Raw genomic sequence first — 26,241 nt, forward strand, 5'->3', positions numbered from 1 at the left:
GGTCAAGGCGGTGCCGATCAGCGCGCAGGTGCGCGCGGCGCTGGGGCTGGCCGACAACATCACCTCGCTCTCGCCGCCGGAGTTGATGCGCGCCATCCTGCTGTCCCCGGTGGATCTGCTGTGGAACGGCGGTATCGGTACCTATCTGAAGGCATCCACCGAGTCCAACGCCGACGTCGGCGACAAGGCCAACGACGCGATCCGCGTCAACGCGAACGCCATGCGGGTCAAGGTCATCGGTGAGGGTGGCAACCTCGGCGCCACGGCGCTGGGTCGGATCGAGTTCTGCGCCAACGGCGGCAAGATGAACACCGATGCGCTGGACAACTCTGCGGGCGTGGACTGCTCGGACCACGAGGTCAACATCAAGGTCCTGCTCGATGGCGTGGTGACCAGTGGCGAGCTGCCCGCGGCCGACCGCAATCCGCTGCTGGCCTCGATGACCGACGACGTGTCCGCGATGGTTCTGGCGGACAACGTATCCCAGAACTTCCTGATGGGTATGTCCAGGACCGAGGCGCCGCGGATGCTGAATGTGCACATGCGCGTCATCGACGATCTCCAGGAGCGCCGCGGCCTCGACCGCGAACTCGAGGCGCTGCCCTCGGAGGCGGAGATGAATCGCCGGGCCGAGGCCGGAATCGGTTTGACCTCACCCGAATTGGCGAATCTCATGGCGCACGTGAAGCTTTCGCTCAAAGCCGACCTGCTCGAGACCGATCTGCCCGAAAGCCCGTACTTCTCGGCGCGGCTGCCGGAATACTTCCCGGCACCGCTGCGCGAGCGATTCGGTGCGGCGATCAAGCGGCATCGGCTGCGCAGCGAGATCGTCACCACCATGGTCATCAACGAGATGGTGGATCTGGGCGGCATCACCTACGCACATCGGCTGAGCGAGGAGATCGGTGCGAGCACGGGTGATTCGGCGCGTGCGTTCGCGGCGGCGAGTCAGATCTTCGACCTGCATTCGATCTGGCGGCGTATCCGTGCTTCCGACACCTCGGTCGCGGTCAAGGATGATCTCGAACTCGAGACCAAGCGCACCCTTGATCGGGCCTCGCGGTGGTTGCTGAGCAACCGGCCGCAGCCGATCGCCGTGGGCTCGGAAATTCATCGGTACAGCGAATCGGTGCGCGAGTTGGCACCGCAGGTGCCGGGGTGGCTGCGCGGTCACCACATCGACACGCTCGAGGAACAGACGACGAAGCTGATCGCCCGCGGTGCGCCGGAGGCGCTGGCCACCGAGGTGCTCGGCCTGCTCAATCTGTTCCCGCTGCTGGACGTCATCGATATCGCCGATATCACCGAACGTGACGGCGGCGAGGTCGGCGCGCTGTACTACGCACTCAACGAGCACCTCAAGGTGGACTGGTTGCTGCAGGCGGTCAGCCACCTCGAACGGGGTGATCGCTGGCACGCGCTGGCCCGGCTCGCACTGCGTGACGATATGTACTCCTCGTTGCGTTCGCTCACCCTGGACGTGCTGTCGGCCGGTGATCCGGAGGAGACCGCCGAAGAGAAGATCGCGTACTGGGAATCCAAGAACCAGGCCCGTCTCGGCCGCGCCCGCGCCGCCCTGTCGGAACTGTTCGAATCCGGCACCCACGACCTGGCCACCCTTTCGGTGGCGGCTCGCCAGGTCCGCAGCATGGTCAGCGGAGTCGGCGTGCAGTCCGACATGCGCTGAGTGCCGTCCTGCCGGTCCCCGATCGAGGGCGACCGGCAGGACCGATCCGGTCCTCTGGTGATCGCGGGTGGGCGGCATACTGGATAGCCGATTCGGTCCGCACGCGGTGTGGCGGTGGACCCGGCCGGGCACAGAAGCTCAGCAACTCCGGCCGCCCGCGATGAGCGGGCGGCCGTCCGATCGGGAGGTATCGCGTGACGAGTGTCGGTTCGCCGGACAGTGAGCAGAGCATCGAGGGTGTCGCGCTGCCCCGGCGTTTCCACACCAAGGTCGAGGTTCGGTGGTCCGATATGGACGTCTTCCAGCACATCAACCACGCCCGGATGGTGACGTTGCTGGAGGAGGCGCGGATTCCGTGGTTGTTCGGCGACGAGAAGCCCACCGATGGGTTGCGCACCGGCTGTGTCCTGGTCGACCTGCATGTGCAGTACAAGGGACAACTCCGTCACGAGGACACCCCGTTGGACGTGGCGATGTGGATCGAACAACTGCGAGCGGTGGATTTCACCATCGGCTATGAGGTGCGGGCCTCGGGTACGGCGCCCGATTCGCGGGCGTCGGTGATCGCCACCACCCAGATGGCCGCCTTCGATATCGATACTCAGCGCCTGCGCCGCATCACCCCGGCCGAACGTGACTACCTGGCTCTGTGGAAGTGATGACACGGCGATGATGCCCGGACAGGGGACGCTACTGATCCCCGATCCCGCCGAACGAGAGAACCTCACCACCTTCGTCGGCCGAGCGGTGCGCTTGGACCCGGCTGCGGTGATCCGGCTGCGCCGCCGCGACGATCGCTACATCTCTGCTTGGGCCGCAACGAGTTTCGAGGTTCTGGCCGTGCGCACGGTGGTGGGCGCACTCGGTGTCGACGATGTGACCGCCGGTGGTGACGTGTTGCTGTCGGGCTTGCGTGCTCCCGCGTCGGACGGCCGGATCGCTCTCGGGTTCTCCATGGACTCGGCCTGGCGCACGGCCCTGCCGCCGGTGACGGGATTCACCCATATCGATGACATTCCGGCCCGCTCGCTGGTCGAACTGGCCGAGCGTGGCGTGGAATTGGCCGCCGAGCACGGTAGCGGCCACGGTCCGCCCGCCTCCCTGCTGGAGCAGACGGTGCTGACCGTCACCGGCGCGGGTGAGCGGGCCGAGGTTCCTATGCGGGTCGTATTCGCCCTGACCGCAATGGATTTCATTCCGCACGCGGGTGACCGTCCCGATCCGCGCCGGATCGCTCCCGGCGAGATGGTTCGGGTCCGCGCCAGCCGGACCTGGCTGCGCCTGGACGCCCGGTACGGGTCGGTGGCCCGCCGACGCGGGCCCGCCCTGCTCGCTCGCTGACCAGCGGTTACCGGCGCACGGGATCGGAGGCGGTGAGCACGGGACGCAACGGTCCGCTCGACAGTTTCCTCACCAGGGGAGTGGCGGTGCGCCGCAACAGAATCGCGGCGACATAGCCGATGACCACACCCACGATGGCGCCGGCGAGGACATCGTGCGGATAGTGCGCGCCGACGTACACCCGGGAGATGCCCATGACCGCAGCCGCGACGAACGCCCAGATCCCCAGTCGCCGGTTGACCGCCAGTAATGCCACCGCCATGGCGAAGACGACGACGGTGTGATTGCTGGGAAAGGAATAGTCCTCCGGTGCCGGGCATTTCTCCAGCAGGAATGCGGTGGGGAACCGATAGCAGGGGCGTCGTTCGGAGACGATCAGTTTGATGGCGTCGTTGACGATGTAGGCGATGAGCGCGGCGAACGGAACCGCCAGTGCCGCGGCCATCGCCGATGCGTCGCGCCTGCGGGCCAGCCACCAGCCGATGACCATGAACACCACGAACAACCCGACTCCGATTCCGCTGTACACGGTCATCGGCGTGTTCAGCCAGGGCGTGTCCTTGGCGAATCGGGTCATGTCGACGTACCAGGATCCGTCGATACCGGACGGATCCATGCCCTGGATGTCGCTGGTCATATCCTCGATTTCTCGGTCGAGGTGCGGTCGGAACGTCGCTCGCACCGTGATTGCGCGGATTATCCAGGCTCGCACACCCACGCTGAGAAATTGCTGAGTTCGCCAGGCACGGGTGGTCTTCAGGCCACTCCGGCCAGGCGCAACAGTGCCGTGGCGGATGCCGCGGCGAGGGCGACCACGACCAGCGGGGCCTTGCGCCAGGCGAGGATCGCGGCGACCAGCACACCTGCGGGCAACGCGAATCGGGCCCGGTGGTCGACCGGAACGAGAGTGGTGACCGCCAGCGCGATCAGCAGGACGACCGAGCCGATCTCGAGCAGTTGGGCGACGCGCGGCGGGAAGGTCATGCGACGACGCAGCATCGGACCGGCGAATCGGAAGCCGAAGGTGCCGATGGCGAGGCCGGCCGCTCCGGCGATCAGTGCGGCGGTCATGGCGCGGTGCTCCGTTCCGCGTCCGGCCTGTTCGATGACACGCTCCGGCTCGCCCGGCGTGCGGCGCGAATTCTGCCGAGCATCGACCCTGCGGTCAGCGCGAGGAAGGCGGCGGGCAGCGCCAGCAACACCGGAATTCCCGCGGGCAGGAACGGGGCGGCAACGGCTGCCGCCACGGCTCCGGCCAGCGCCGCGCGTCGCGTTCCACGATTCCGCAGGGCGGGCAGCGCCAGTGCGATGAGCACCGCGGGAAAGACCGCGTCCAGGCCGAATTCGTCCGGGTTCGGAACCGCGGCGCCGAGGCCGACACCGAGCAGTGCGCCCAGCGGCCAGGCCAGCAGAACGCCCAGACCGCACAGCCAATACGAAGCGCGGCTGCGTTCGCGGTCGGCTTCGCCGAGCGCCATCGCGACCGATTCGTCGTTCATCACGTGTGTGCCGAGCAGCCGACGCCAACCGGTACCGAGCACATCCGGCAGGGCCAGTCCGTACGGCAGATGCCGGGCATTGACCAGCAATCCGGCGAGCACCGCCGCGATCGGGCCACCACCTGCGGCGATGATGCCGACGAAGAGGAATTCGGCGCCTCCGGCCAGCACCAGCACGCTGAGTACGATCGGTAGCCAGGCGGGCAGTCCGGAGGTGATCGCCGTGGCCCCGTAGGACACGCCGATCACGCAGACGGCCAGACAGACCGCCGCGATACCGGTGAGATCACTCCGAGTCAGTGTTCGTTGTATCGAACGCACGGCTTCTATAGTGAACGCGGCGGCGTGGTTCGTCAACGTCGCCTCGGGCACGCCCCATGTACCCTCTGGAATCACGATGACCGAGCAGCGCAGCATCCCCGAATCGACCCCGCAGCAGGCGATCGCGGCCGGGCTGCGCCGTGAGCGCGCGCGGTCCGGGCTTTCGCTCACCGAGGTGGCCCGACGCGCCGGAATCGCGAAATCCACACTCTCGCAACTGGAATCGGGTTCGGGTAATCCGAGTATCGAAACCCTGTGGGCGCTGTGCACCGCTCTGGGTATCCCGTTCTCGAATCTGCTGGATCCCCCGCAGCCCCAGGTGCGGGTGATCCGCGCCGGAGAGGGGCCGGAGGTGGCGTCCTCGACCTCACGCTATCGGGCCACGCTACTGGCCGCCTCACCACCCAATGTGCGCCGCGACCTGTTCCGCGTTACCGCCGAACCCGGGCACCCCCGCGATTCGGACCCGCATCTGCACGGCATCGTGGAACACGTCCTGCTGGCCGCGGGTCGCGCGATGGTCGGCCCGGCCGACGACCCCGCCGAACTACACCCCGGCGACTACATCTGCTACCCCGGCGACCGGCCGCACGTCTTCGAGGCCCTCGAACCCGGCACCTGGGGCATGCTCGCCAGTGACTACGCCTGAGCTGTTCCGCCGCAACGCATTTCCCGCAGCGCAGGTCGTTCGGCGCGGAACCGGTCCCGGCGGTCGCCGCACGTTCCGCTACCCGCGGCGGCACAGCAACCACGCGCCGAAGCGATTGTCAGCCCGGTCCTCGGTCGTCAGGTTCGCCGATCGTCTCGGCCTCGTCGCGCACTCGGACGAGTGCGTACACCGCACCACTCGGCTCGGTGGCCTCGATGTCGTCCGCCGGCGGCTACGCGGCTCCCTCGCCGAGGTACTGCAACCACACCGGATCGAGGTCGGCCGTGGTCGACAGCAGCCGCCAGTGCGGTCCTTTCGGGGCGACCATCGGGTGGTGCAGAGTCCAGCCCAGTTCGCTGAGCAGCTTGTCGGCCTTGCGGTGATTGCACGGTGCACAGGATGCGACGCAGTTCTCCCACGAATGTGCGCCGCCGCGGCTGCGCGGAATCACGTGGTCGATGGTTTCGGCCTTGCCGCCGCAGTAGGCGCAGCGGTACCGGTCGCGGTGCATGAGGGCCGCGCGGGTCATCGGGACTCGCGCGCGATACGGCACGCGGACGTAGTTGCGAAGTCGGATGACCGAGGGCAGCGCGATCGACGCACCGGCCGAATGTACGACCGGCCCCTCGGCGTTGTGGTGGATGGCGTCGGCCTTGTCGCAGATCAGCAGCACGATTGCGCGACGTGCGGACAGGGCGGTCAGGGGCTCGTAGGTGGCGTTCAGAAGCAGCACCCGGCGCTTGCGCCATGCGGCCTGCGTTGGATTCTCCAGATTGCGATGCACCGGGGTATCGCAGGGAGAGTGATGCTCGCGATCGGTGTGGTCACGATCGGGATGGGAATACTCGGACAAGATCTGCAGCGGAGAGGCCCCCGACCCACGATTGTGGACGTCGGCGGGCTGGAGTTGTCGATGCGCCCTGGCCTCCTGGGACCGGGCGCTGTGCCGCTGCTTCATGAGGACCCCGAATTCGTGTAGTCCGGTTCGTATGGTATCTGGGCAGACACTGCCACCCAGTTGACCACGGAACTCGTACCAATGCACGATTATTTCGCACATTGTCGGGCACGTTCGGATGAACAGCACGTGATCGGCGGCTGTCGCGGACGGATGCCGGTCGATATTCCCGCTGCTGGGGAATCGGCGGGATCGGCCCGGTTCGGATCGGGCGCCACGGTGCGCGTCGTGCGGGCGGTGTCGCGATCCCGCGGCCGACCGGCCGGTTCCCGGCCGCCGACTATGCTGCGAGTACGGCGGGGTATCCGGCTGGAGCGACGGCATGCGCGCGGGGCGCATGCCGCGTCCGATGGCCGCGAACGAGGCGACGAATGGAGCGAACAGGTGGCCGGTGAACGACGAGCCGCGAACAGCCGCGAGCACACCGGACCGAGCGAGGTGGTCGCATATGGCTGAGCGTTCGGGCGCGGGGGCCGCGAGCTCCCCGGAACGTGCGGCGGATCCGGCGGCGTTCTACCAGGCGGTCGGCGGCGCGGAGACGTTCCGGCGACTGGTCGCGACGTTCTACCGCGAGGTGGCCGCCGACGAGGTGTTGCGCCCGCTGTATCCGGAAGAGGATCTCGGGCCCGCCGAGCGGCGCCTGCGGATGTTCCTCGAACAGTACTGGGGCGGTCCGCGCACCTATTCCGACGAGCGCGGACATCCGCGACTGCGCATGCGGCACATGCCGTTTCGAATCGGGCCGATCGAACGCGATGCGTGGCTGCGCTGTATGCACATCGCCGTCGACGAGATCGGAAGCGATGTCATGGACGACGAACACCGTCGGGCCCTGTTGGATTATCTGGAGATGGCGGCGAATTCGCTGGTCAACTCGCCTTTCTGAATGGCGTGGCACAAAACCTGGTGCAACCCAGAGCTTTTCCGGACAACGGGTAACGTCTGCTGATCATTTGCCAAATGTCACCAACACTGCGTAGTTGCCGCACCTTCGCCGGAAACCTTTGGCACTATTGGGTGTCGTGACGCCTTCATCACCCGGAGATCCGGCGGCAAGCCCGGCTGAGGGGTCCTCCGTGGTTGTTCCGACGGCCTCGTCCGGGCCCGAGGTTTCCGACGAATCGGCAGCGGCCGCGCCCGATGCGCCCGACGGGCGGTGGTGGCGCTCGGCGGTGTTCTATCAGGTCTATCCGCGCTCGTTCGCCGACTCCGGCGGCGACGGCGTGGGCGATCTGGGCGGCTTGCTGGACCGGCTCGGCTATCTCGAACTCCTCGGCGTCGACGCGCTGTGGATCTGCCCGGTGATGCGCTCGCCGATGGCAGACGGGGGGTACGACGTCAGCGATCCGCGCGATATCGATCCGCTCTTCGGCGATATCGAGGTGTTCGACGAGGTGATCGCCGAGGCACACGATCGCGGTATGCGAATCACCATGGACCTGGTGCCCAATCACACCAGTGACCGGCATCCGTGGTTCGCCGCCGCGCTGGCGGCGGCGCCCGGCAGTCCCGAACGTGATCGCTACATCTTCCGCGACGGCCGCGGTCCCGGCGGGGCCGAGCCGCCGAACAACTGGCCCAGCATCTTCGGCGGCCCGGCTTGGACTCGCGTCACCGAACCCGACGGCACGCCCGGCCAGTGGTACCTGCACATCTTCGCCGCCGAACAACCCGATCTGAACTGGGACAACCCTGAGGTGAGCGCGGATTTCGAGCGGACCATGCGCTTCTGGCTGGATCGCGGCGTCGACGGATTCCGCATCGACGTGGCGCACGGTATGGCCAAACCACCGGGGCTGCCCGATATGGACCGCGTGGATACCCGGATGCTCGTGCATGACGACGGCGATCCGCGGTTCAACAATCCGGCGGTGCACGACATCCACCGCCGCTTCCGCAAGGTGATCGACGAATATCCGGCCGCGGTGTCGGTCGGCGAGGTGTGGGTGGACGACAACGCGCGATTCACCGAATACGTGCGACCCGACGAATTGCATCTGGCCTTCAACTTCCGGCTCGCGGAGACCGCCTTCGACGCCGCGGAAATTCGTGCCGCAGTGGATAACTCGATCGAGGCCGTGGCCTCGGTGGGTGCCGTGCCGACCTGGACGCTGTCCAATCACGACATCGAACGCGAGGTGACCCGGTACGGCGGCGGGGCCTTGGGGCTGCGCCGGGCGCGAGCGATGATCCTGCTCGAGCTGGCGTTGCCGGGCGCGGTATTCCTGTACAACGGTTCGGAGTTGGGCCTGCCCAATGTCGATGATCTGCCCGACGACGCATTGCGGGACCCGGTGTGGGAGCGGTCCGGGCACACCCGACGCGGTCGCGACGGGTGCCGAGTGCCGATTCCGTGGGAGGGCCGGCAGCCGCCGTTCGGATTCACCAGCGCCGAGCAGTCCTGGCTGCCGGTTCCGCCGCAGTGGGCCGGTTTGACCGTGGAGTCGCAGCTCGAGCGACTGGACTCGATGGTGTCACTGTGCCGGATGGCGATCGAATTGCGTGGTGTGCGACCGGAATTCGCCGGAACCGGCCTGGAGTGGTACGGCAGTCCGGCCGGATGCCTGGCCTTCCGGCGCGCGGGCGGGTTGACCTGCGTACTCAACACCTCGCCCGTGCCGACGCCGCTGCCGCCCGGAGATGTGCTGCTGTCCAGTGTGCCGATCGAGGGCGCCGCGCTGCCCCCGGATACGGCGGTGTGGCTGGTGTAGCGGCGGCGCTCGGCGGGTGTGAATCGACACGCACGGGTGACAGGCTCACCAGTCCGACGCGCTCTCCGGCGCATCGACTACCGTTGGGTCGTGAGCATTCTCGAGACAGTGCTGATCTTTGTCGGCATTCCGTTGGTGATCTACGCGGTCATCGCGGGGTTGTCGTTCCTCGGCAAGCCGTATCCCGGGGAGAAGCCGGTCCACTACAACCTCGGCGAGAAGTGGACCGCGGACCCGGTGCTGTGGAGCGCGACCGACGAGGTGACCGGCCACGGCCATCACGACACCTCGCACGGCACCCACGATGCAATCGAATCCGCCGAGTCGGACCTGATCGGAGGCCGGGCAAGTGGCAAATTCTAAGTGGCCCGCGGTGGTCGAGGCCGACCTCCCGCACGGATGGGTCGTCACCACCAGCGGACGGGTATCCGGGGTGCACGAGCCGGGCACCGTGTTCCGGGAGGCGCCGTTCAGCGACACCGAGCGGTTGATCATGGACAACACGCTCACCGAGGTCACTCGCGCGACCAAGATCCGGTTCAACGTCTACATCGGTGATCTGGGCGCGGATCCGGCCGCGGGCGCCGACGCGATCTTCCCGAGCACCCCCGAGGCGGCACGTTCGGTGCTCATCGCCGTCTCCCCGAACGACAAGGCCGTCGAGGTGCGTTCGGGTCGCGACGTGGCCGACCGGGTCAACGACCGGATCTGCCAGCTCGGACTGACCGCTCTGCTCAGCTCGCTGCGTCAGGGCCAGCTGATCGACGGTCTGGTCTCCGCGGTCCGAGTCATGGGCTCGGCCATCAGCTAGTTCCCCCGCCTCCCCGCGACTCGAGCCGTCGCACGACGACGTGCCCGTCAGCGCGAAGCTGACGGGCCGTTCTCGAGTTCAGGGGAGCCGAGTGCGGCGTACGGACCCCGTGACGGCGTTGACCGTGGTCTTCCGCATCGTGCTCGGCGGATGCATACACCGCATGCTGACGGTGCAGGCCGTCCCGGACGGCATCTCCTGGCCGCGCTGGACCGAGGATACCTCCGATATGGCCATCGCGTACCTGACCGCGCCCGCTCGCAACCGCGGGTGATACGGGCCGATATCTGCTGTGAGCAGAATCGGCGCGTGCGGCGGGCAGGGTGCTCGTAGGCTCGGATCATGGCGCAGCATCCGCGACTTCATGCGATTCCCGGCGGACGTGACGGACGATCCGAGCCGGATGCGGCTCGCCCCGATCCGGCGCGAGCCGAACCGGCGCGGCACACCGGTGAGCCGCTGTGGCGAGAGGCGCTGGGGCGACGGCTCCGGACGCTGCGCACCGAACAGGGCGAGACGCTCGTCGAAACCGCTGGCCGCGCAGGCGTTTCGCCGCAATACCTGTCCGAGGTCGAGCGCGGGCGCAAGGACCCGTCCAGCGAGATGATCGCCGCGCTGGCAGGAGCTCTCGGCACCACGCTGATCGGCCTTACCGAACTGATCGTGCGCGATCTGTATCAACAGCGCCGCAGCGCATTCGCCACGGGCGTGCCGCGGCGAACCTCCGGGCCGACGATGTACGCGCTGGCCGCGTAAGTGCCCACGGCTGTCCATTTCTGGTGTGGCCCTGGCATTCGGGCATCGGGCGACCGGCCTGCCGTCACCGCGATGTCCGCACCGGCGTCGCGGACGATTGTTGCGAGGCCACGGCGGCCGTCGTCGCCGGGTACCGGTCGATGCCCGGTCTCGGCGACGCCCCCGTGCGGCCGTCCCAGCGGCGAGCTGTCCGCCACTGACTGAGGGCCTCTCGGCGGCAATAGGTTTCGAGCCGCGCCGCGGAGTGGTCGGAGCTGACGGCCGCCGAGGAATTGGTCAGCCGATGGGGTCGAGGATGCGGTCGACCAGGCCGTAGTCGACGGCGGACCGCGCGGTGAAGACCCGGTCGCGGTCGGTGTCGTGCCGGAGAGTCTCGATGTCCCGACCGGTGTGCCGGGACAGGATCGATTCGATCTCCGCACGCATGCGGACCAGCTCGTCGGCCTGGAGGATCAGGTCCGGGATGGCGCCTTGGCCCCGGGTGGCGGGCTGGTGCAGGACGACGCGGCCGTGCGGCAGCATCGAGCGGCGTCCCGCGGTGCCGCCCGCGAGCAGGACCGCGCCGACCGCGATGGCCTGGCCGACGCAGGTCGTCGCGACAGGGGAGCGGACGTACTGCATGGTGTCGTAGACCGCGAGCATGGCGGGCAGATCGCCGCCCTCGCAGTTGATGTAGAGGTTGATGTCCTGTCCCGGACTGTCCGCATCCAGATGGAGCAGCTGCGCGATGAGAGCGTTGGCGACGCCCGCATCGATCGGGGTGCCCAGGTAGACGATCCGCTCGGTGAGCAGGTGGGAGTAGACGTCCATGATCCGCTCGCCGTGCGGATGCTGGGCGATGACGTTCGGAATCGTGTAGCTGGTCATGAGTGCACCTCGGTGGTCGTGGTCCGGTCGGTCATGCGTTGATCCCCACCCGTGGCCGTTTCGGGATGACCTGGTCGAAGGAATCGACAATGTGGTCGATGAAGCCGTAATCCCTGGCCTGCTCGGCGGTGAACCAGCGGTCGTGCAGCGAATCCTCGTAGATCCGGTCGAAGGGCTGCCCGGTGTCCTCGGCGATGATGCCGAGCACCGTGTTCACCGTGTGCCGCAGATCGTCCGCCTGAACCTCGACCTCACCGGCGGTGCCGCCGATGCCGGACGAACCCTGATGCATCAGGATTCGAGCGTGCGGCAGGGCGAACCGCCGTCCGCGGCTGCCCGCCGAGAGCAGGAATTGTCCTGCGCTGCAAGCCAATCCGAGCGCCAGCGTGGACACCTCGCACGGGATGAGCCGCATGGTGTCGCGGATCGCGAGCATGGAGGGAACCGAGCCGCCGGGGGAGTGGATCCACAGCGAGACCGCCCCGCCGGGATCCTCCGCGGCGAGGGTGAGCAGTTGCGTCGTCAGCACCGTGCCGTTGTCGTCGTCCAGCGGTCCGTCGAGTACCAGAATGCGGCGGCCGAACAGCTGTTCGCGCATCCGCCAACCGAACATCGGGGTTTTGTCGTCTCGAGCCATGCCACCACAGTGCCGTGCGATCGCCGCGAAATCGCCGCATGCTGCCCAGAGCGGATCTGCTCACAGCAGCGGGAGACCGGTGATCTGAATATGCCTGCGAGCAACATGTTTCGGTTGTGCGGTGCGGACAACTCGTGGAATGCCGTCGGTTCATGGAGCACTGGCCGGGCTAGCGCTGACGCCGACCTGTTCAGCACATGGCCCGGCCGGGCTTTCGCACACAGGCATCGCCCCGGTGCGCACGTCGTGCCCGCACGGGCGCGGGCGGTGCTGGTCGAGCAGTGTCCGGATGCGGGACGACCCCCTGCCGTAGCGGTGGCAGGGGGTCGTCCGTGCGGCGTGCGAATCACTCAGCGCGCGTCGAAAGCCCTTGCGCGCAGGGAACGTTCGATCCCCGCCTTGCCCTCGACGACCAGGCGGCGCAGGGCCGGGGGATGATCGTCGGCGAGGAACTTGTCCGCCACGGCGACGGCCTCGTCGGTGATCGCCCAGTGCGGGTAGAGGCCGACCACGACGGTCTGGGCGACCTCGCTGGAACGCCGCTCCCAGACCGCGGGGATCTCGGCGAAGTAGCGCGCCACGTAAGGGGCGAGCAAGTCGGCCTGGCCGGCCGGTGCGAAGCCGCTCACGATCGCGCGGGTAGTGATGTTCGGCAGCGAATCATCGGTCAGCACCGAATCCCACGCGCGCTCCTTGACCTCGGCCTGCGGGCGCGCGGTCGCGGCGGATGCGGCCTGCCGACGGCCCGCGGCGGTCGGGTCGCGATCCAATTCGGCGTCGATGACCGGGGTTTCGGCGCCGTCGGCGTCGATGACCCCGGATGCGGCCAGCGCCTGCACGATTCGCCAGCGCAGGTCGGTGTCGACCACCAAGCCGGACAGCCCGGCGCTCGCGGGATCGGCGGACAGCAGCGCGTTCAGGACCTCGGTGTGCGCAGGCGACAACCGCGCCGCGGTCAGTGCGTTGACGAAGGCGAGCTGGTGGTCCGATCCGGCTTCGGCCGCCCGCGCCAGCTCCAGCAGGCGATCGGCGAATTCCGGCCAGCCGGTGCCCGCGGCCCACTCCGGATCGGCATAACTGCTCAGCGCGGTGTTCGCCTGCATCAGAAGACGTTGCACCACACCGATTTCCGACTCCGCACCGACGCCGCGGCGAATCAGCGCGACGAAATCACGGGCCCGCATCTCGGCCTGGCGGGTCATCTCCCACGCCGCCGACCAGCACAGGGTGCGCGGAAGCGATTCGGCGATATCGGCGATGCGGGTGGTGACCGTCTCCAGAGATTCCGGGTCCAGCCGCACCGAGCAGTAAGTGAGATCGTCGTCGTTGATCAGCACCAGTTTGCCGCGCTCCACGCCGACCAGGTCGGGCACCTCGGTGCGTCCGGCAGCGTCCACATCCAGCTCGATGCGCTTGGTGCGCACCAGCTTACGGTGCCCGATGGAGGCGTCCGCGGGGCGCTGCGTGGTTACGCCGGCTGCCTCCTGCGTGCCCGTCGCTCCCGCCTCGTCCTGGTCATCGTAGATGCCGATGGCCAGACGGTGCACCCGGTGCTCACCAGCGCCGGGCGCGGCCCCCTCCTGCACCACCGCGAACGAGGTGAACTTACCGTCGGTCACCTCGAATTCCGGGCGCAGGATGTTCAGGCCGGTGGTTTTGAGCCACTGCGAACCCCAGCTGGAAAGGTCACGGCCCGAGGACTTTTCGAGCGCGCCCACCAGATCGTCGAAGGTGGCGTTGGCGTAGGCGTGGTCGGCGAAATAGTCGCGCAGTCCGGCCAGGAACGGCTCCCGGCCGACGTAGGCGACAAGCTGCTTGAGCACCGAAGCGCCCTTGGCGTAGGTGATTCCGTCGAAGTTGACCTCGACCGCGGCCAGATCCGGGATGTCCGCGGCGATCGGATGGGTGGAGGGCAGCTGATCCTGGCGGTACGCCCAGGACTTCTCCACATTCGCGAATGTGGTCCAGGCGCTGGTGTATTCGGTCGCCGAGGTCTGGGCGAGCACCGAGGCGAAGGTCGCGAAGGACTCGTTCAGCCACAGGTCGTCCCACCACTTCATGGTGACCAGATCGCCGAACCACATGTGCGCCATCTCGTGCAGCACGGTCTCGCAGCGGCGCTCGTACGAGGCGCGGGTCACCTTGGAGCGGAACACATAATCCTCGAGGAAGGTGACCGCGCCCGCGTTCTCCATTGCGCCGGCGTTGAATTCGGGGACGAACAGCTGGTCGTACTTTCCGAACGCGTACGGCACACCGAAATTGGCGTGGTAGAAGCCGAAGCCCTGTTTGGTCTCGGTGAACAGCCGCTCGGCGTCCATGTATTCGGCCAGCGAAGCGCGGCAGTAGATGCCCAGCGGAATGCTGCCGTGGTCGTCGGAGTACGTGTCGGTCCACTTCGCGTACGGACCCGCGATCAGCGCCACCAGGTAGGTGCTCATCTTCGGGGTGGTGGCGAAGGTGTGCCGCACCGCCTCGCCGGTGCACTCCGTATCGGTGGCCGCGCCGTTGGAGATGACCTCCCAGTCCTGCGGCGCGGTGACGGTGATGTCGTAGGTGGCCTTCAGGTCGGGCTGGTCGAAGCAGGCGAACATCCGCTTGGCATCGGCGGTTTCGAACTGCGAGTAGAGGTAGACCCTGTCGTCGGTGGGGTCGACGAACCGATGCAGACCCTCGCCGGTGTGCGAATATTCGGCGTCGGCCTCGACGACGAGTTCGTTGCGCTCGGCCAGACCGGTCAGCGTGATCCCCGCGGATTCGTCGTACTCGCCGATCTCGATCGCGACTCCGTTGAGCACCGCGGACCGCACACCGGCCCCGACGAAGTCGACGAATGTCTCCGCCCCGGGCTGCGCGGTGAACGTGACGGTGGACCGGGAGAAGAACGTCTCGTCAGTGCCGCCATCCGACACGGCTTCGGACCCGGACTGCCGGCCCGTCAGGTCGAGTTCGACGCGATAGTTCTCCACGGTGATCGTCGCGGCCCGTGTGATCGCCTGTTCACGGGTGAGGTTCGGTGCGGACAAGGAGACTCCTTCGCTGGTCGGAGAACTGTGCCGGGCGGGCTGCCCATCCGGTCCGTGGAGTGGGCGGCGCCGTCGGCTCGGTGCGTCGTCCATTCGCCTCCGCGGCGCGATAGGGATCGCCTGTCGTGCACGGGTGCGAACGCAACGGTGCCCAGAATGCCACGTCGCGGGGCGTCGGGGGCGGGTACGTGCCCGCGACCGGCGGCCGGGTGCCCCTCGGTAGGCTGAGCGCGCAGGTCGGCAATCGGTTGTATCACCGGCGCGCATACGAGGAGGACAGTTGAGGCACATCCACGCGGGTAAGGTGCGCGATCTGTACGAGGACGGCGATTCGCTGATCCTGGTCGCATCGGACCGGGTATCGGTCTACGACGTGGTGCTGCCGACGCCGATCCCGGACAAGGGAGCGCTGCTGACCCAGCTGTCGAACTGGTGGTTCGACCATCTGACCGGCATCCCCAACCACGTGCTGTCGACGACGGATGTGCCGGCGGAATTCGCCGGACGCGCGGTCCGGGTGAAGCCGCTGAAGATGGTGCAGGTGGAATGTATCGCCCGCGGCTACCTGTCGGGCTCGGGCCTGAAGGAGTACCGGGCCACCGGCTCGGTGTCGGGAATCGCGCTGCCGCCGGGGCTGCGCGAAGGCGACCGGCTGCCCGAGCCGATCTTCACCCCGACCACCAAGGCCTCGGTAGGGCACGACGAGTCGATCACCTTCGACGACGTCGTCGCCCAGGAGGGGCGCGAGGTGGCCGAGCACCTGCGCGATCTGACCCTGGAGATCTACACGCGCGGCGCGGCTCACGCCGCCGACCGCGGTGTGATCATCGCCGATACGAAGGTCGAATTCGGCTGGGACGCCGACGTTCTCACGCTCGGTGACGAGGTCCTCACCTCGGACTCCTCCCGCTACTGGCCCGCCGATCGATGGCAGCCCGGACACAGCCAGCCCTCCTTCGACAAACAATTCGTCCGGGACTGGGCCACCTCCACCGGCTGGAACAAGGAGTACCCGGGTCCGGAGATTCCCGAGAACATCGTCGCCGCGACCCGGCAGAAGTATCAGGAGGCATACGAGCTGATCACCGGGGAGACATGGAGTTCGGCTCGCGCTTGAGCGGCCCACCGGCGACGGCACGGAGTCCGTCCCGAGTCTGCTCGGCGGTGTCGTCGACGGCGCCCCGCGCCGGCGGACGGGCTGGTCGAGGTTCGGCCGGGGCCCGTCGGCGGGCGAGTTCGATTCGTACGCCGGTGGATTCGACCGAGCGCCGATCGGTTCGGTCATGGCGTTTCGACAGCCGTACGCGGTCGGTGCGGTGGTCGATATCCACCGCTGCGGGCGCTGTCGGTGCCTCGATGCCTCGACGGTTCGAATAATCCTTTGCGCAGCGTCATTGCCGCAGTTGTGCGGCGCGCAGGAACAGATAGTCGCGTTCGGGGACGCTGGTCGTGCGGTGGGCGGCGGCGGTGTAGCAGGCGATTGCCGCGGGCCGGTCGTCAGCCATCTCGTACAGGTGGGCGCGTACGGCATCGAGGCGGTGATGGCCGGACAGTGCGGCGGCGACGGTGTCGGTCAGGGCCAAGGCGGCGGCCGGGCCGTACACCATCGCGGTGGCCACCGCGCGGTTCAGGGTGATCATGGCGTTGGGGGTGAGGGCTTCCAACTTGGTGTACAGCAGCAGGATTCGGGACCAGTCGGTGTCTTCGGCCCGGCGGGCCTGGGCGTGCAGGGCCGCGATCGCGGCTTGGAGCCGGTAGCGGCCGTCGAGGCCGGTGGCGATGGCCGTCGTGGCCAGGCGGATGCCCTCGGTGAGTTGGGTGCGGTTCCAGCGGGTCCGATCCTGTTCGGGCAGCGGGATGAGTTCGCCGCTGGGGCCGGTGCGGGCCGCGCGGCGGGCGTCGGTGAGCAGCATCAGCGCGAGCAGGGCGGTGACCTCGGGGTCGTCCGGCAGCAGGCGGTGGGCGATCCGGGTCAGCCGGATCGCCTCGGAAGCCAGGTCGGCACGGTGTACCGCCTGGCCGGTGGAGGCCGTGTGGCCCTCGGTGAACATCAGGTACAGCACGTGCAGAACCGATTCGCGCCGATCGGCCCATCCGGCGGTTTCGGTTCGCTCGGACAGCGCGAAGGGGCGCTCCAGTGTCTCCAGGCGCTTCTTCGCACGCGAAATACGTTGCGCCATGGTGGTTTCCGGAATCAAGAAGGCGTGAGCGATCTCCTCGGTGGTGAGCCCGCCGACCGCGCGCAGGGTCAGCGCGATCGCACTCGCCGGTGACAGCGCGGGATGGCAGCACAGCAGAAACAGGGTCAGGGTGTCCTCGCGTGCGGGCTCGATATCGTTGTGCGGCTGTATATCTCGCGTCGCGGCGGTGATCTCGCGGTTGCGTCGGGCGATATCGGCCCGGACCGCATCGACCATCCGCCGCTGCGCGACCTGGATCAACCAGGCCCGAGGATTGTCCGGCAGCCCGGTCTCGGGCCACTGCGTCGCGGCCGCCAGCATCGCCTCCTGTACGGCGTCCTCGGCAGCGTCGAAGTCTCCGAACCGCCGCGCCAGCACCCCGAGCACGGTCGGGGCCACCTCCCGCAGGAGATAGGCGACTTCCATGTTTCGCCGATCGGTCACGGCGCGAACCGATCTCACGAGTCGGTGGCCGGAGCATCCATGACCTGACGGACCTCGATCCGCTCGCCGATGGGTCTGCCGCCCGGACCGGGTGCGGCCGAGGCCTGGGCCGCGATCTCGACGGCGCGGTCGGGAGTGTCGACGTCGACGATCCAGTACCCGGCCAGGAACTCCTTGGTCTCGGGGAACGGGCCGTCGGTCACCACCGGAGCCGAGCGGCCGTCGGAGCTGACCACCCGCGCCTGATCCGGGTAGGCGAGGCCCTGCGCGTCGACGAGTTCGCCGGAGTTACGCAACTGCTCGCCCAGCATCCGCTGGAACTCGATATGTGCGGCGATCTCCTCGGGCGTCCACTCCGTGATCGGGATGTCGCAGTACTCGGCGGGCGAATAGGTCTTCAACAACATGTATTTCATGGTCGGCTCCGGTATCTCTTCGGCCGTTGCTGTGCTTCGGCGGGTGCACGATCCGCGGCAGGCCGCGAACGTGGGTCCGTGTCTTTGCTTCGCATCGGGTGTCTGATGAGAGGTCGGAGCCGCGGGCGAAGAATCATCACATCGCGATAGTGACTTACGTCACAGCGGCGTGGAGGTGTCGGCAAGATGCTGACGATCGACCGGCTCACCGGCCTGGATGAGTTCCTTGATCCGGTCGGTGACATCCCAGATGTTGACGTTCATCCCGGCCAGCATCCGATCGCCGGAGTCCAGCCAGAAGGCGACGAATTCACGGGTGGAGGTATCGCCGCGCACCACCAGGGTGGTTTCCTGATCCGGGCCGACGTAGCCGGTGTACTCCATACCCAGGTCGTACTGGTCGGTGAAGAAGTACGGGACCCGGTCGTAGACCGCCGGCGTGCCCAGCATGGTCTGTGCCGCCACGGCGGGTTGATTGAGCGCGGTCGCCCAGTGCTCCACCCGGATTCGCCGTCCCAGCACGGGATGCTGCTGATCGGCGATATCGCCGACAGCGACGATATTCGGATCGCTGGTGGCCAGCGATTCGTCGACCAGAACCCCGCCCTCGACGGCGAGCCCGGCATCGGTGGCCAGATCGGTGTTGGGACGCGCGCCCACGGCGACGAGTACCGCGTCGGCCTCGATGACGCTGTCATCGTCGAGCCTGACGCCGGTGGCGCGACCCTGATCGGTGACGATTTCCGCGACCCGGACGCCGCAGCGCAGATCCACCCCGTGCGCGCGATGCAGATCGGCGAAGACCCGGCCCATCTCCGGGCCGAGCGCGGCGCGCAGCGGAACGGATTCGGTCTCCAGCACCGTCACCTCGACATTCGCCGCGCGGGCCGCCGCGGTGACCTCCAGCCCGATCCAGCCCGCGCCGATCACCGCGAGCCGCCGGATCGAGCCGAACAGCTCGATCAGCGCATCGGAATCCTCGATGGTGCGCAGGTGATGAACGCCCTGGGCATCGGCGCCGGGCAGCGGCAGCCGACGCGGGCGCGATCCGGTCGCCAGGGCGAGTTTGTCGTAGGGGAGGGTCGAACCGTCCGGGAGCGCAACGGTTTTCGTCGCGCGATCGATTCCGGCCACGGTGGTGCTCAGCACCACCTCGACATCGTGCTCGCGGTACCACTGGGCGGGCTGCACCGTGAAATCGGGCAAAGCCTGCTTGCCCAGCAGATGTTCCTTGGACAGCGGCGGCCGCTCGTACGGCAGATGATCCTCCGCGGTGATCAAGGTCAGCGCACCGGCGAAATCGCCTGAGCGCAAATTCTCGGCGATCTTGGCCCCGGCGAGCCCGCCGCCGACGATGACGAACCTGGAATCTGTGCTCATACCAACCCTCCGTGCGACGGTGACCAGGTCGTCTCCGACCCTACTGCCAGGCACCGACACGGTCGGGAAATATCCGGAAGTTTCCGTGGTTGATCAGAATCGAGGGTGGCAGTGCGCCACCGCCGGCGAACTTTCGAGAGGACTGCGACGTGAGTGATGCGACAACCGGCGCCAAGGACCGGGTGGACTTCTGGTTCGATCCGCTGTGCCCCTGGTGCTGGATCACCTCCCGCTGGATTCTGGAGGTCGAGAAGGTCCGCGACATCGAGGCTCGTTTCCACGTGATGAGCCTGGCGGTGCTCAACGAGGGACGTGAGGGTCTGCCCGAACGGTACGTGGAGCTGATGAAGTCCGCCTGGGGACCGGTGCGCGTGGCCATCGCCGCCGCGCAGAAACACGGTGACGAGGTACTCGCCCCGCTCTACACCGCGATGGGCACCCGTATCCACAACCGCAAGGAAGAATACGAGCGCGAGGACCGCGCCGAGACGTTCGCCCTGGTGATCGCGGAATCCCTCGCCGAAGTCGGCCTGCCCGCGGAACTGGCCGAGGCCGCCACCAGCACCGAGTACGACGAGGCGCTGCGTGTGAGCCACCACGCCGGGATGGACAAGGTCGGCCCGGACGTGGGCACCCCCACCATTCACATCAACGACGTGGCCTTCTTCGGCCCGGTGATCTCCCGCATCCCGCGCGGCGAGGAGGCCGGCAAGGTGTGGGACGGCGCGGTGGCGCTGGCCTCCTACCCGCACTTCTTCGAACTCAAGCGGACTCGCACCGAGGGGCCGGTTTTCGACTGAAACAGCCTGGGGCGCACCGTCATTCGGTGCGCCCCGGTCGCCGTCGCGTTATCGCGACCGCCCGCTACGGCGCAACCTCGTGCGGGAACCGCGATCCGATCGTCGGCGGCGAAGGGGATTCCGGTCGGTCAGCGGACGCTGCTCGGGATCTCGATGTGCCGACCCGGCGGCAGATAAGCGGGAAGATGAGTCCCATTGTGCTGCACCGGAGTCGGTGCGCTGGGCCGCAGGAACAGCTTCCCGTGTCGGCTGCGGTCGCGCAGCGCCCAGATTCGCCGGGTCAGCACCGGGTGCGAGGACATCGCATTGGCCACCCAGATGAAGAAGCCCTTCTCCTGCGGGGCCCGGTCGGCCATCTCGTTGATGTCGACCAGCGCGTTCAGATACTTTCCGGCGGCCAGCACGCGCATCGCGCCGGGCGCGCCCATGTGCCGGTGGCAGTAGCCGTGATTGTCCGCGGTGTATTCCTGGGTGCGGATCAGGGCATTGCCCAGGATCGGCAGGAACGGCACCAGGAACATGCCGAGGTTGCGCCAGTACGAGGTGTGCCCGGCCGCGATGTGGCCGACCTCGTGGCCGATGATGAACGCGAGCGCGTCGGGGTCGCGGGCCTGGCCGCCGACCTCGAACAGATCGCTGTACACGCAGACGTAGCGGCGGAAACCGTGGCCGGACGCGAAGGCGTTGATCTGGCCGTTGCCCAGCAGCACATAGGCCTCCGGCGGGGTGAGCATGCCGTAGCGCGCCGCCGCCTCGGCCACCATCCGGTGGCCCTCGGGGAACTGGGTCGGTGACATCTTCACCGCGTTGACCCGCTGCGTCGCGTAATTCGCGCCGCGGCCGAACCACAGCAGGATCGGCGCGGCCAGGAATGCCAGCGTGTAGTAGTTGATCACGCCGAGCAGCACCAGCATCGAGGTCACCAGATAGGCCAGCACGGTCACCACGATCACGATGATCAACATCGGGATCTCCCAGCTGTGTCTGGCGGGCATACCGTACGGCGACAGTCCCCGGGCGTGCTGCACCAGCGGCGGCCGCGGCGGTGTGTAGGGCGTCTGCGGTGACCAGCCGGGCGGGCCCAGCCGCGGATCCCACCCAGACATGCCGGTGACCGGGTTCCAGCCCGGCGGTTGCTGCGGTGTCGAGGGCGGCGGGTGGTGCTCGGGCTGCATGCCGTGAACTCTATAGAAAATCCGCCGTCGGCCCCGCGTCGGAGCGATGTGCGGGGCCTGACACAATCGCTGCCATGCGCGTATACCTGGGTGCCGACCATGCCGGCTTCGAGCTGAAGAACCACATCAAAGAACACCTGAAGCAGGCCGGGCACGAAGTGGTCGACTGCGGCGCACACGAATACGACGCCGTCGACGACTACCCGGCGTTCTGCATCGATGCCGCCCGCCGGGTGGTCGCCGACGAGGGCAGCCTCGGCATCGTGCTGGGCGGTAGCGGAAACGGCGAGCAGATCGCCGCGAACAAGGTGCCCGGCGCGCGCTGTGCGCTGGCCTGGAGCGTGGAGACCGCGCAGCTGGCCCGTCAGCACAACAACGCTCAGCTGATGGGCATCGGTGGCCGGATGCACCCGCTGCCCGAGGCGCTGGCGATCGTCGACGCCTTCCTGGCTACCCCGTGGTCGGACGAGCCGCGTCACCAGCGCCGCATCGATATCATCTCCGAGTACGAGAAAACCGGTAAGGCGCCAGAGGTTTCAGCGGCCGGCTGATCGCACCACCGGGAGTCGATCGCACCCCGCCCGTGGACTCGTCGCGGAGCCCGGCGGGGTGCGGTCGTTCCTGGCGCGTGCCGTCGGTCCGGGGTGAAGGATGAGGTGAGGACGGGTCATGCCGGAGGGGCATACGCTGCATCGGCTGGCGAAGCTGCATCATCAGCGGTTCGCCGGGGGAATGGTGCGGGTGTCCAGTCCGCAGGGCCGGTTCGCCGAGGGGGCCGCGCTGGTGGACGGCCGGGTGCTGGTACGTGCCGAGGCATGGGGAAAACACCTTCTGCACCATTATGATTCGGGCCTGGTCGTACATGTGCACCTGGGGTTGTACGGGACCTTCTCCGAATCGGCCGGGCCGCTGGGCGATCCGGTGGGCCAGGTGCGGATGCGGATGGCCGGAGCCGGTCGCGCCGGCGAACAGCTGTACGGCACGGATCTGCGCGGGCCGACCGCCTGCGAGGTGCTGCACGAGCCGGAGGTCGCCGCTCTCGCCGCTCGACTGGGCCCGGATCCGTTGCGCCGCAACGCCGATCCCGCCCTCGCCTGGGAGCGCATCCGTCGTTCGGCTCGCCCGCTGGGCGCATTGTTGATGGACCAGAAGGTACTGGCCGGAGTCGGCAACGTCTACCGCGCGGAATTGCTTTTCCGGCACGGGATTTCACCGCATCGCCCCGGCCGTGAGCTGAGCTCGGCCGAATGGGATTCGCTGTGGGACGATCTGGTCGAGCTCATGCGGGTCGGGGTGCGACGCGGCAAGATCGTCGTCGTGCGCCGCGAACACGACCACGGCGCACCGTCGTACGCCGAGGGGAAACCTCGCACCTATGTCTACCGCCGGGCCGGGGATCCCTGTCGCCTGTGCGGTACGACTGTCCTGCACTCGGTGCTGGACGGCCGGAATCTGTTCTGGTGCCCGGCCTGTCAGCCCGGCTGACGATTCGCCGGCGCATCACCGGCGAATCGATCCGCTCAGTACGGGGCCCGGGTGGTGAGCGCGAGGGCGCGGCCGCGATCGCTGATCTGCCAGCAGCCCTTGTAGGGGATGGCGACGATCAGGCCGCGCGCCTGTAAGCGCGCGAGTGCGTTTCGAGTGCTCCATCCGGTGAGCTGTGCTTGGCGCTGGATCTGCACCTCCGACAACAGCCCGCCTGGACGCAGGATGCTCAGCACAACCGATTGTGCTGCCTGGCCGAACTTCATGGCTTCTCCTCGAAATGCTCGAATTCCGAAAGGTATAGGCAGAGCCCTGAATTCGCTGGAATCGCGGGGGGTTACACTGACCAGGATAAATATCGACATCACCTGCTGTCAACAGCGTGTGATGTCAACATCTGCCCGGTGAAATCGTTGTGAGAGGACACAGATGCCGACCGCCACCGAGGAGCCCAAGGGCGAGCCACGGCGCTGGCGGGGACGTGAGCCCGCCGACCGCACCGCCACCCGCCGACGGCAGCTGCTCGACGCCGGGCTGGAACTGATGGGGACCATCGGAGCGGCGGAGATGTCCATGCGGGCGGTGTGCCGTGCCGCGGGCCTCACCGAGCGGTACTTCTACGAGAGCTTCGCGAATCTGAGTGCGCTACAACTGGACATCCTCGACGAGGTCGTGCTCGGTGCCCGGGATCGCCTGCTCGCCGCGCTGGCCGACGCACCGCCCCAGCCGGAGAAGGTTTTCGCGCACGTGGTGTCGCGTTTCACCGACTACATGGACGAAGACCCGCGGCGCGGGCGGATCATGTTCGTGGAATCCCAGGCGACCCAGGCGCTGGGCGAACGCGGCAATCAGCTCATCGTGGAGTTCACTGCGCCGATCGCGCTCAGTCTGGCCGGTGGTCAGGGGAGGAAGAATCCGCCGGACGAGATCGATCTACGGCTCAATGCGCACGCCATCTTCGGTGCGCTGGCCTTCCTGTATCGGCCCTGGCTGGACGGGGCGCTGGATATCTCGCGGGACAGATTCGACCGGCACGCGACGAGCGCGATCACCGAACTCGCGCGGGCGCGGTCCTCCTCGCTGGGGCCGGCCGCCGCGAAGTAGCCGACGCGTCGCGGCGGGCGAACGTCGTGGTCAGAAGCTGCCGTCGAATCCGCCGCCGCCCCAGTCTCCGCCGCCGTCGAATCCGCCGCCCCAGTCGCCGCCGTCGAATCCGCCGCCGTTGTCGTAACCGCCTTGGTCGTAACCGGCCTGGTCGAATCCGCCATTGTCGTAACCGGATTGGTCGTAACCGGATTGGTCGGAACCGGCCTGAAAGTCCTGTCCGGCGGCGAATCCGTCGTCGTAACCGGAGCCGTAGCCGCCCTCGAATCCGGCGGCGCCGTATCCCACACCGGACATGCCGTGGAACAGGGTGTCGAACAGCAAGGCCGAGCCCACGCCCCAGGCCCCGGCCACCAGGGCGGTCTTCCACCACGGCTCGGAGTACCAGCCGGCCGGGACGGGGCGTCCGGCGACGCGACCACCCGGATAGTAGTTCGGGGTCTGCGGGGAAGGCGCGGGTGAGGCCTGTACGCGGCGGCCGTCGAAATCGACCGCGCGATCCTCCGAAACCTGCCCTGCCGAACGCTGCCCGTCGAGTTCGGGAACCGGCGGGCCCGGGTCCAGACCCATCGCGGTCCGCGCGGCCCGTACGTAGTAGAGCCCCTCCAAGGCGGTCTCCTTCGCCAGGTGGGCCTGGGCGACGGTGGATGCCTGATCGATCTGCGAACCGGCGGCGTTCAGCCGCTCACCGGCGTCGGCGAGGGCTTGTTTGGCAGCCTGATCGGTGCCGGTGAGGTTGTAGACCTGCCCGCCGAGACGTTCGATCAGCCGACGGGCGTCGGCTTTGGCATCGGCGAGCTGGGTCGCTCGATGATCACGGGCGGTATTGCGCCCGGCGAAGCTCGCCGCCAGGAAAGCCACGAGGACGACGGCCAGGATGACCACGAGTATCATCACCTCGTCCAGCGTACGCGGCTCGAACAGCCGCCCGGTCGCCCTCAGCCCGCGACGGCCACGTCGTATCGCAGCCGTAGAGGGATGGACGTTCCCGGCTCGGACTCCTCGTCCTCCGGCTCGGCGACCGCGAACCGCCGCTTACCCGCCGTTTTCGCCGAATACATGGCTCGGTCGGCGCTGCGCAGCAGGTCGGAGAAATCACAGCCGCGTCCGGGTGGGCAGTACGCCGTACCCACGCTCGCCGACACCGGAATCGGGCCCGCGGCGGTGGGTACCGGATCGTTCAGCGCGGCCAGCACGTGCTTCGCCACTTCACCGAGGGTGTTGCGGCGGGCCGAGAGCGCGAGCACGAATTCGTCGCCGCCGTATCGGCAGACGACCGTGTCCTGCGGGCAGGTGACTCGCAGCCGACGCGAAACCTCCACCAGCACTTCGTCTCCGACGCTGTGCCCGTAACCGTCGTTGATCTGTTTGAAGTCGTCCACGTCGATGAGCAGCAGGCCGACGCCGCGCGAGCGGTCGGCCGCCATCAGGCGCACCCGCTCCTGCAGCAGGGAGCGGTTGGCCAGATCGGTGAGCGCGTCATGGGTGGCCTCGTGTCGCAGCTGGTGGTGCAGCTGTGCGATTTCCTGGACCCGGACCGAGACCCGCTCCTCGAGATTGGCCTCCTGCTGCGCGAGCGCCTGCTGTTGCAGCGCCTCGGCGTAGCTCTCGATGGCGTGGCTGGCCACGAGGGGCCAGCGGGTGGCTATGAGCGAGCCGGGACACCCCGGTGCGAAGCCGAGCAGCGCGCGGCTGGCGGGGGCCAGCATGCGGGTGCGGTCGAACGGCGCTTCGGCCAGTCGCCGCCCGATGCCGCGGGCCGGTCGAACCGGGAACGGTTCCGAACGCGCCAGATCCAGTAGTTCGTTGATGAGCGAGGCGAAGACCCGCTCGAGATGTGCGGGCTGAATCGTCAGTCCGCTGCTGGGATAGACCGCGGAAACCCAGTACCGGGACGTCGTGGTGACCGCGGCGGCGGTCACCGGATCGATATCGGCGAGCATGGCGCTCACCTCGTACAGACGTCACGGGGCGCGCCGGGCGCGCCGACTGTG

General features: G+C 67.9%; 29 protein-coding genes. 15 read left to right on the forward strand and 14 right to left on the reverse strand.

The window, feature by feature from the left end; genetic code table 11:
- From NV1_RS13790 to NV1_RS13800, 3 genes are all read left to right on the forward strand, one after another.
- Positions 1-1,687, forward strand: a 1,687-nt coding sequence (locus NV1_RS13790; protein WP_174557438.1) for an NAD-glutamate dehydrogenase domain-containing protein, incomplete at its 5' end; no start/stop codon positions are given.
- Between the two features lie 230 nt (positions 1,688-1,917).
- Positions 1,918-2,346: an acyl-CoA thioesterase gene (locus tag NV1_RS13795; RefSeq protein ID WP_281181827.1), complete on the forward strand. Its 429-nt coding sequence runs from the start codon at positions 1,918-1,920 to the stop codon at positions 2,344-2,346.
- Positions 2,347-2,359: 13 nt separating this feature from the next.
- Positions 2,360-3,028 (forward strand): DUF8185 domain-containing protein, encoded by a 669-nt coding sequence (locus tag NV1_RS13800; protein WP_067890714.1) that lies wholly within the window; start codon positions 2,360-2,362, stop codon positions 3,026-3,028.
- A gap of 7 nt (positions 3,029-3,035) precedes the next feature.
- Here the strand turns inward: NV1_RS13800 and NV1_RS13805 are convergent, their stop codons facing one another.
- From NV1_RS13805 to NV1_RS13815, 3 genes are all read right to left on the reverse strand, one after another.
- Positions 3,036-3,665 carry a phosphatase PAP2 family protein gene (locus tag NV1_RS13805; RefSeq protein WP_067890645.1) on the reverse strand — a complete coding sequence of 210 codons (630 nt, stop codon included), beginning with the start codon at positions 3,663-3,665 and terminating at the stop codon, positions 3,036-3,038.
- A 119-nt stretch (positions 3,666-3,784) separates the two neighbouring features.
- Positions 3,785-4,099 carry an AzlD domain-containing protein gene (locus NV1_RS13810; protein WP_067890648.1) on the reverse strand — a complete coding sequence of 105 codons (315 nt, stop codon included), beginning with the start codon at positions 4,097-4,099 and terminating at the stop codon, positions 3,785-3,787.
- On the reverse strand, positions 4,096-4,848 hold the full coding sequence (locus tag NV1_RS13815; protein ID WP_084525357.1) for an AzlC family ABC transporter permease: 753 nt from the start codon (positions 4,846-4,848) through the stop codon (positions 4,096-4,098). The genes NV1_RS13810 and NV1_RS13815 overlap by 4 nt, the downstream gene beginning before the upstream one ends.
- Before the next feature lie 76 nt (positions 4,849-4,924).
- Between NV1_RS13815 and NV1_RS13820 the strand changes: the two genes are divergently transcribed.
- Positions 4,925-5,497 (forward strand): helix-turn-helix domain-containing protein, encoded by a 573-nt coding sequence (locus tag NV1_RS13820; protein ID WP_067890720.1) that lies wholly within the window; start codon positions 4,925-4,927, stop codon positions 5,495-5,497.
- 232 nt (positions 5,498-5,729) lie between these two features.
- Here the strand turns inward: NV1_RS13820 and NV1_RS13825 are convergent, their stop codons facing one another.
- Entirely contained in the window at positions 5,730-6,455 is a 726-nt protein-coding gene (locus tag NV1_RS13825; RefSeq protein ID WP_174557439.1) for an HNH endonuclease, read from the reverse strand.
- A gap of 448 nt (positions 6,456-6,903) precedes the next feature.
- On the opposite strand from NV1_RS13825, the gene NV1_RS13830 reads away from it, so the two are divergent.
- From NV1_RS13830 to NV1_RS13850, 6 genes are all read left to right on the forward strand, one after another.
- A complete protein-coding gene (locus NV1_RS13830) occupies positions 6,904-7,341 on the forward strand; it encodes a globin (protein WP_067890651.1) in 438 nt (145 codons plus the stop codon).
- A gap of 286 nt (positions 7,342-7,627) precedes the next feature.
- On the forward strand, positions 7,628-9,166 hold the full coding sequence (locus NV1_RS13835) for a glycoside hydrolase family 13 protein (RefSeq protein WP_067890726.1): 1,539 nt from the start codon (positions 7,628-7,630) through the stop codon (positions 9,164-9,166).
- A 90-nt stretch (positions 9,167-9,256) separates the two neighbouring features.
- Complete coding sequence (gene ctaJ / locus NV1_RS13840; protein WP_067890653.1) at positions 9,257-9,529, forward strand: aa3-type cytochrome oxidase subunit CtaJ; 273 nt, start codon at positions 9,257-9,259, stop codon at positions 9,527-9,529.
- Positions 9,516-9,977, forward strand: coding sequence for a DUF5130 domain-containing protein (locus NV1_RS13845; RefSeq protein ID WP_067890656.1), 462 nt, complete (start codon positions 9,516-9,518; stop codon positions 9,975-9,977). The genes ctaJ and NV1_RS13845 overlap by 14 nt, the downstream gene beginning before the upstream one ends.
- A 91-nt stretch (positions 9,978-10,068) precedes the next feature.
- Entirely contained in the window at positions 10,069-10,251 is a 183-nt protein-coding gene (locus tag NV1_RS43460) for a hypothetical protein (RefSeq protein ID WP_157116896.1), read from the forward strand.
- A gap of 68 nt (positions 10,252-10,319) precedes the next feature.
- Positions 10,320-10,733 carry a helix-turn-helix domain-containing protein gene (locus NV1_RS13850; RefSeq protein WP_084525358.1) on the forward strand — a complete coding sequence of 138 codons (414 nt, stop codon included), beginning with the start codon at positions 10,320-10,322 and terminating at the stop codon, positions 10,731-10,733.
- Between the two features lie 276 nt (positions 10,734-11,009).
- On the opposite strand, the gene NV1_RS13855 is transcribed toward NV1_RS13850, so the two are convergent.
- The 3 genes from NV1_RS13855 to pepN all read right to left on the reverse strand — a co-directional run bounded on the left by NV1_RS13855 (position 11,010) and on the right by pepN (position 15,263).
- Positions 11,010-11,600, reverse strand: coding sequence for a ClpP family protease (locus NV1_RS13855; RefSeq protein WP_067890659.1), 591 nt, complete (start codon positions 11,598-11,600; stop codon positions 11,010-11,012).
- Positions 11,601-11,631: 31 nt separating this feature from the next.
- Entirely contained in the window at positions 11,632-12,237 is a 606-nt protein-coding gene (locus NV1_RS13860) for a ClpP family protease (RefSeq protein ID WP_067890661.1), read from the reverse strand.
- 350 nt (positions 12,238-12,587) lie between these two features.
- Positions 12,588-15,263 (reverse strand): aminopeptidase N, encoded by a 2,676-nt coding sequence (pepN, locus tag NV1_RS13865; RefSeq protein WP_067890666.1) that lies wholly within the window; start codon positions 15,261-15,263, stop codon positions 12,588-12,590.
- A 280-nt stretch (positions 15,264-15,543) separates the two neighbouring features.
- Here pepN and NV1_RS13870 point away from each other — a divergent pair, with 280 nt between their 5' ends.
- Positions 15,544-16,380, forward strand: coding sequence for a phosphoribosylaminoimidazolesuccinocarboxamide synthase (locus NV1_RS13870; RefSeq protein ID WP_067890668.1), 837 nt, complete (start codon positions 15,544-15,546; stop codon positions 16,378-16,380).
- 274 nt (positions 16,381-16,654) lie between these two features.
- Here NV1_RS13870 and NV1_RS13880 read toward each other — a convergent pair whose 3' ends face one another.
- The 3 genes from NV1_RS13880 to NV1_RS13890 all read right to left on the reverse strand — a co-directional run bounded on the left by NV1_RS13880 (position 16,655) and on the right by NV1_RS13890 (position 19,683).
- Positions 16,655-17,869, reverse strand: a complete 1,215-nt coding sequence (locus tag NV1_RS13880) for an RNA polymerase sigma factor (RefSeq protein WP_067890732.1) — start codon at positions 17,867-17,869, stop codon at positions 16,655-16,657.
- 32 nt (positions 17,870-17,901) lie between these two features.
- The gene (locus NV1_RS13885) at positions 17,902-18,303 is read right to left on the reverse strand and encodes a YciI family protein (RefSeq protein WP_067890674.1); all 402 of its coding nucleotides are present in this window, start codon (positions 18,301-18,303) and stop codon (positions 17,902-17,904) included.
- A gap of 159 nt (positions 18,304-18,462) precedes the next feature.
- Entirely contained in the window at positions 18,463-19,683 is a 1,221-nt protein-coding gene (locus tag NV1_RS13890; RefSeq protein WP_067890677.1) for an NAD(P)/FAD-dependent oxidoreductase, read from the reverse strand.
- A gap of 149 nt (positions 19,684-19,832) precedes the next feature.
- Between NV1_RS13890 and NV1_RS13895 the strand changes: the two genes are divergently transcribed.
- Positions 19,833-20,483: a mycothiol-dependent nitroreductase Rv2466c family protein gene (locus NV1_RS13895; RefSeq protein ID WP_067890680.1), complete on the forward strand. Its 651-nt coding sequence runs from the start codon at positions 19,833-19,835 to the stop codon at positions 20,481-20,483.
- Between the two features lie 128 nt (positions 20,484-20,611).
- Here the strand turns inward: NV1_RS13895 and NV1_RS13900 are convergent, their stop codons facing one another.
- The gene (locus NV1_RS13900) at positions 20,612-21,658 is read right to left on the reverse strand and encodes a M48 family metallopeptidase (protein ID WP_067890683.1); all 1,047 of its coding nucleotides are present in this window, start codon (positions 21,656-21,658) and stop codon (positions 20,612-20,614) included.
- Between the two features lie 74 nt (positions 21,659-21,732).
- On the opposite strand from NV1_RS13900, the gene NV1_RS13905 reads away from it, so the two are divergent.
- On the forward strand, positions 21,733-22,209 hold the full coding sequence (locus tag NV1_RS13905) for a ribose-5-phosphate isomerase (RefSeq protein ID WP_067890686.1): 477 nt from the start codon (positions 21,733-21,735) through the stop codon (positions 22,207-22,209).
- A 118-nt stretch (positions 22,210-22,327) separates the two neighbouring features.
- A complete protein-coding gene (locus NV1_RS13910) occupies positions 22,328-23,143 on the forward strand; it encodes an Fpg/Nei family DNA glycosylase (protein WP_067890690.1) in 816 nt (271 codons plus the stop codon).
- A gap of 35 nt (positions 23,144-23,178) precedes the next feature.
- On the opposite strand, the gene NV1_RS13915 is transcribed toward NV1_RS13910, so the two are convergent.
- The gene (locus NV1_RS13915; RefSeq protein ID WP_067890693.1) at positions 23,179-23,409 is read right to left on the reverse strand and encodes a helix-turn-helix domain-containing protein; all 231 of its coding nucleotides are present in this window, start codon (positions 23,407-23,409) and stop codon (positions 23,179-23,181) included.
- A gap of 163 nt (positions 23,410-23,572) precedes the next feature.
- On the opposite strand from NV1_RS13915, the gene NV1_RS13920 reads away from it, so the two are divergent.
- Positions 23,573-24,247: a TetR/AcrR family transcriptional regulator gene (locus NV1_RS13920; protein WP_067890695.1), complete on the forward strand. Its 675-nt coding sequence runs from the start codon at positions 23,573-23,575 to the stop codon at positions 24,245-24,247.
- Between the two features lie 30 nt (positions 24,248-24,277).
- On the opposite strand, the gene NV1_RS13925 is transcribed toward NV1_RS13920, so the two are convergent.
- Both NV1_RS13925 and NV1_RS13930 read right to left on the reverse strand, forming a co-directional pair.
- A complete protein-coding gene (locus tag NV1_RS13925; RefSeq protein WP_373864612.1) occupies positions 24,278-25,141 on the reverse strand; it encodes a DUF1542 domain-containing protein in 864 nt (287 codons plus the stop codon).
- Between the two features lie 44 nt (positions 25,142-25,185).
- Complete coding sequence (locus NV1_RS13930; RefSeq protein ID WP_067890735.1) at positions 25,186-26,190, reverse strand: GGDEF domain-containing protein; 1,005 nt, start codon at positions 26,188-26,190, stop codon at positions 25,186-25,188.
- Positions 26,191-26,241 lie beyond the last annotated feature (51 nt).

This window comes from Nocardia vaccinii NBRC 15922 (assembly GCF_001613305.1).
Taxonomy (GTDB): Bacteria; Actinomycetota; Actinomycetes; order Mycobacteriales; family Mycobacteriaceae; genus Nocardia; species Nocardia vaccinii.

What these genes read in the sequence shown, in the direction of transcription:
- NV1_RS13930 (WP_067890735.1), bottom strand. Translation starts at nt 26,190, where the DNA reads ATGCTCGCCGATATCGATCCGGTGACCGCCGCCGCGGTCACCACGACG.
- NV1_RS13855 (WP_067890659.1), bottom strand. Translation starts at nt 11,600, where the DNA reads ATGACCAGCTACACGATTCCGAACGTCATCGCCCAGCATCCGCACGGC.
- NV1_RS13805 (WP_067890645.1), bottom strand. Translation starts at nt 3,665, where the DNA reads ATGACCAGCGACATCCAGGGCATGGATCCGTCCGGTATCGACGGATCC.
- NV1_RS13900 (WP_067890683.1), bottom strand. Translation starts at nt 21,658, where the DNA reads ATGCAGCCCGAGCACCACCCGCCGCCCTCGACACCGCAGCAACCGCCG.
- NV1_RS13915 (WP_067890693.1), bottom strand. Translation starts at nt 23,409, where the DNA reads ATGAAGTTCGGCCAGGCAGCACAATCGGTTGTGCTGAGCATCCTGCGT.
- NV1_RS13910 (WP_067890690.1), top strand. Translation starts at nt 22,328, where the DNA reads ATGCCGGAGGGGCATACGCTGCATCGGCTGGCGAAGCTGCATCATCAG.
- NV1_RS13880 (WP_067890732.1), bottom strand. Translation starts at nt 17,869, where the DNA reads ATGGAAGTCGCCTATCTCCTGCGGGAGGTGGCCCCGACCGTGCTCGGG.
- NV1_RS13925 (WP_373864612.1), bottom strand. Translation starts at nt 25,141, where the DNA reads ATGATACTCGTGGTCATCCTGGCCGTCGTCCTCGTGGCTTTCCTGGCG.
- NV1_RS13825 (WP_174557439.1), bottom strand. Translation starts at nt 6,455, where the DNA reads ATGAAGCAGCGGCACAGCGCCCGGTCCCAGGAGGCCAGGGCGCATCGA.
- NV1_RS13905 (WP_067890686.1), top strand. Translation starts at nt 21,733, where the DNA reads ATGCGCGTATACCTGGGTGCCGACCATGCCGGCTTCGAGCTGAAGAAC.
- NV1_RS13820 (WP_067890720.1), top strand. Translation starts at nt 4,925, where the DNA reads ATGACCGAGCAGCGCAGCATCCCCGAATCGACCCCGCAGCAGGCGATC.
- NV1_RS13860 (WP_067890661.1), bottom strand. Translation starts at nt 12,237, where the DNA reads ATGGCTCGAGACGACAAAACCCCGATGTTCGGTTGGCGGATGCGCGAA.
- NV1_RS13810 (WP_067890648.1), bottom strand. Translation starts at nt 4,099, where the DNA reads ATGACCGCCGCACTGATCGCCGGAGCGGCCGGCCTCGCCATCGGCACC.
- NV1_RS13800 (WP_067890714.1), top strand. Translation starts at nt 2,360, where the DNA reads ATGCCCGGACAGGGGACGCTACTGATCCCCGATCCCGCCGAACGAGAG.
- NV1_RS13885 (WP_067890674.1), bottom strand. Translation starts at nt 18,303, where the DNA reads ATGAAATACATGTTGTTGAAGACCTATTCGCCCGCCGAGTACTGCGAC.
- NV1_RS13850 (WP_084525358.1), top strand. Translation starts at nt 10,320, where the DNA reads ATGGCGCAGCATCCGCGACTTCATGCGATTCCCGGCGGACGTGACGGA.
- NV1_RS13830 (WP_067890651.1), top strand. Translation starts at nt 6,904, where the DNA reads ATGGCTGAGCGTTCGGGCGCGGGGGCCGCGAGCTCCCCGGAACGTGCG.
- NV1_RS13890 (WP_067890677.1), bottom strand. Translation starts at nt 19,683, where the DNA reads ATGAGCACAGATTCCAGGTTCGTCATCGTCGGCGGCGGGCTCGCCGGG.
- NV1_RS13920 (WP_067890695.1), top strand. Translation starts at nt 23,573, where the DNA reads ATGCCGACCGCCACCGAGGAGCCCAAGGGCGAGCCACGGCGCTGGCGG.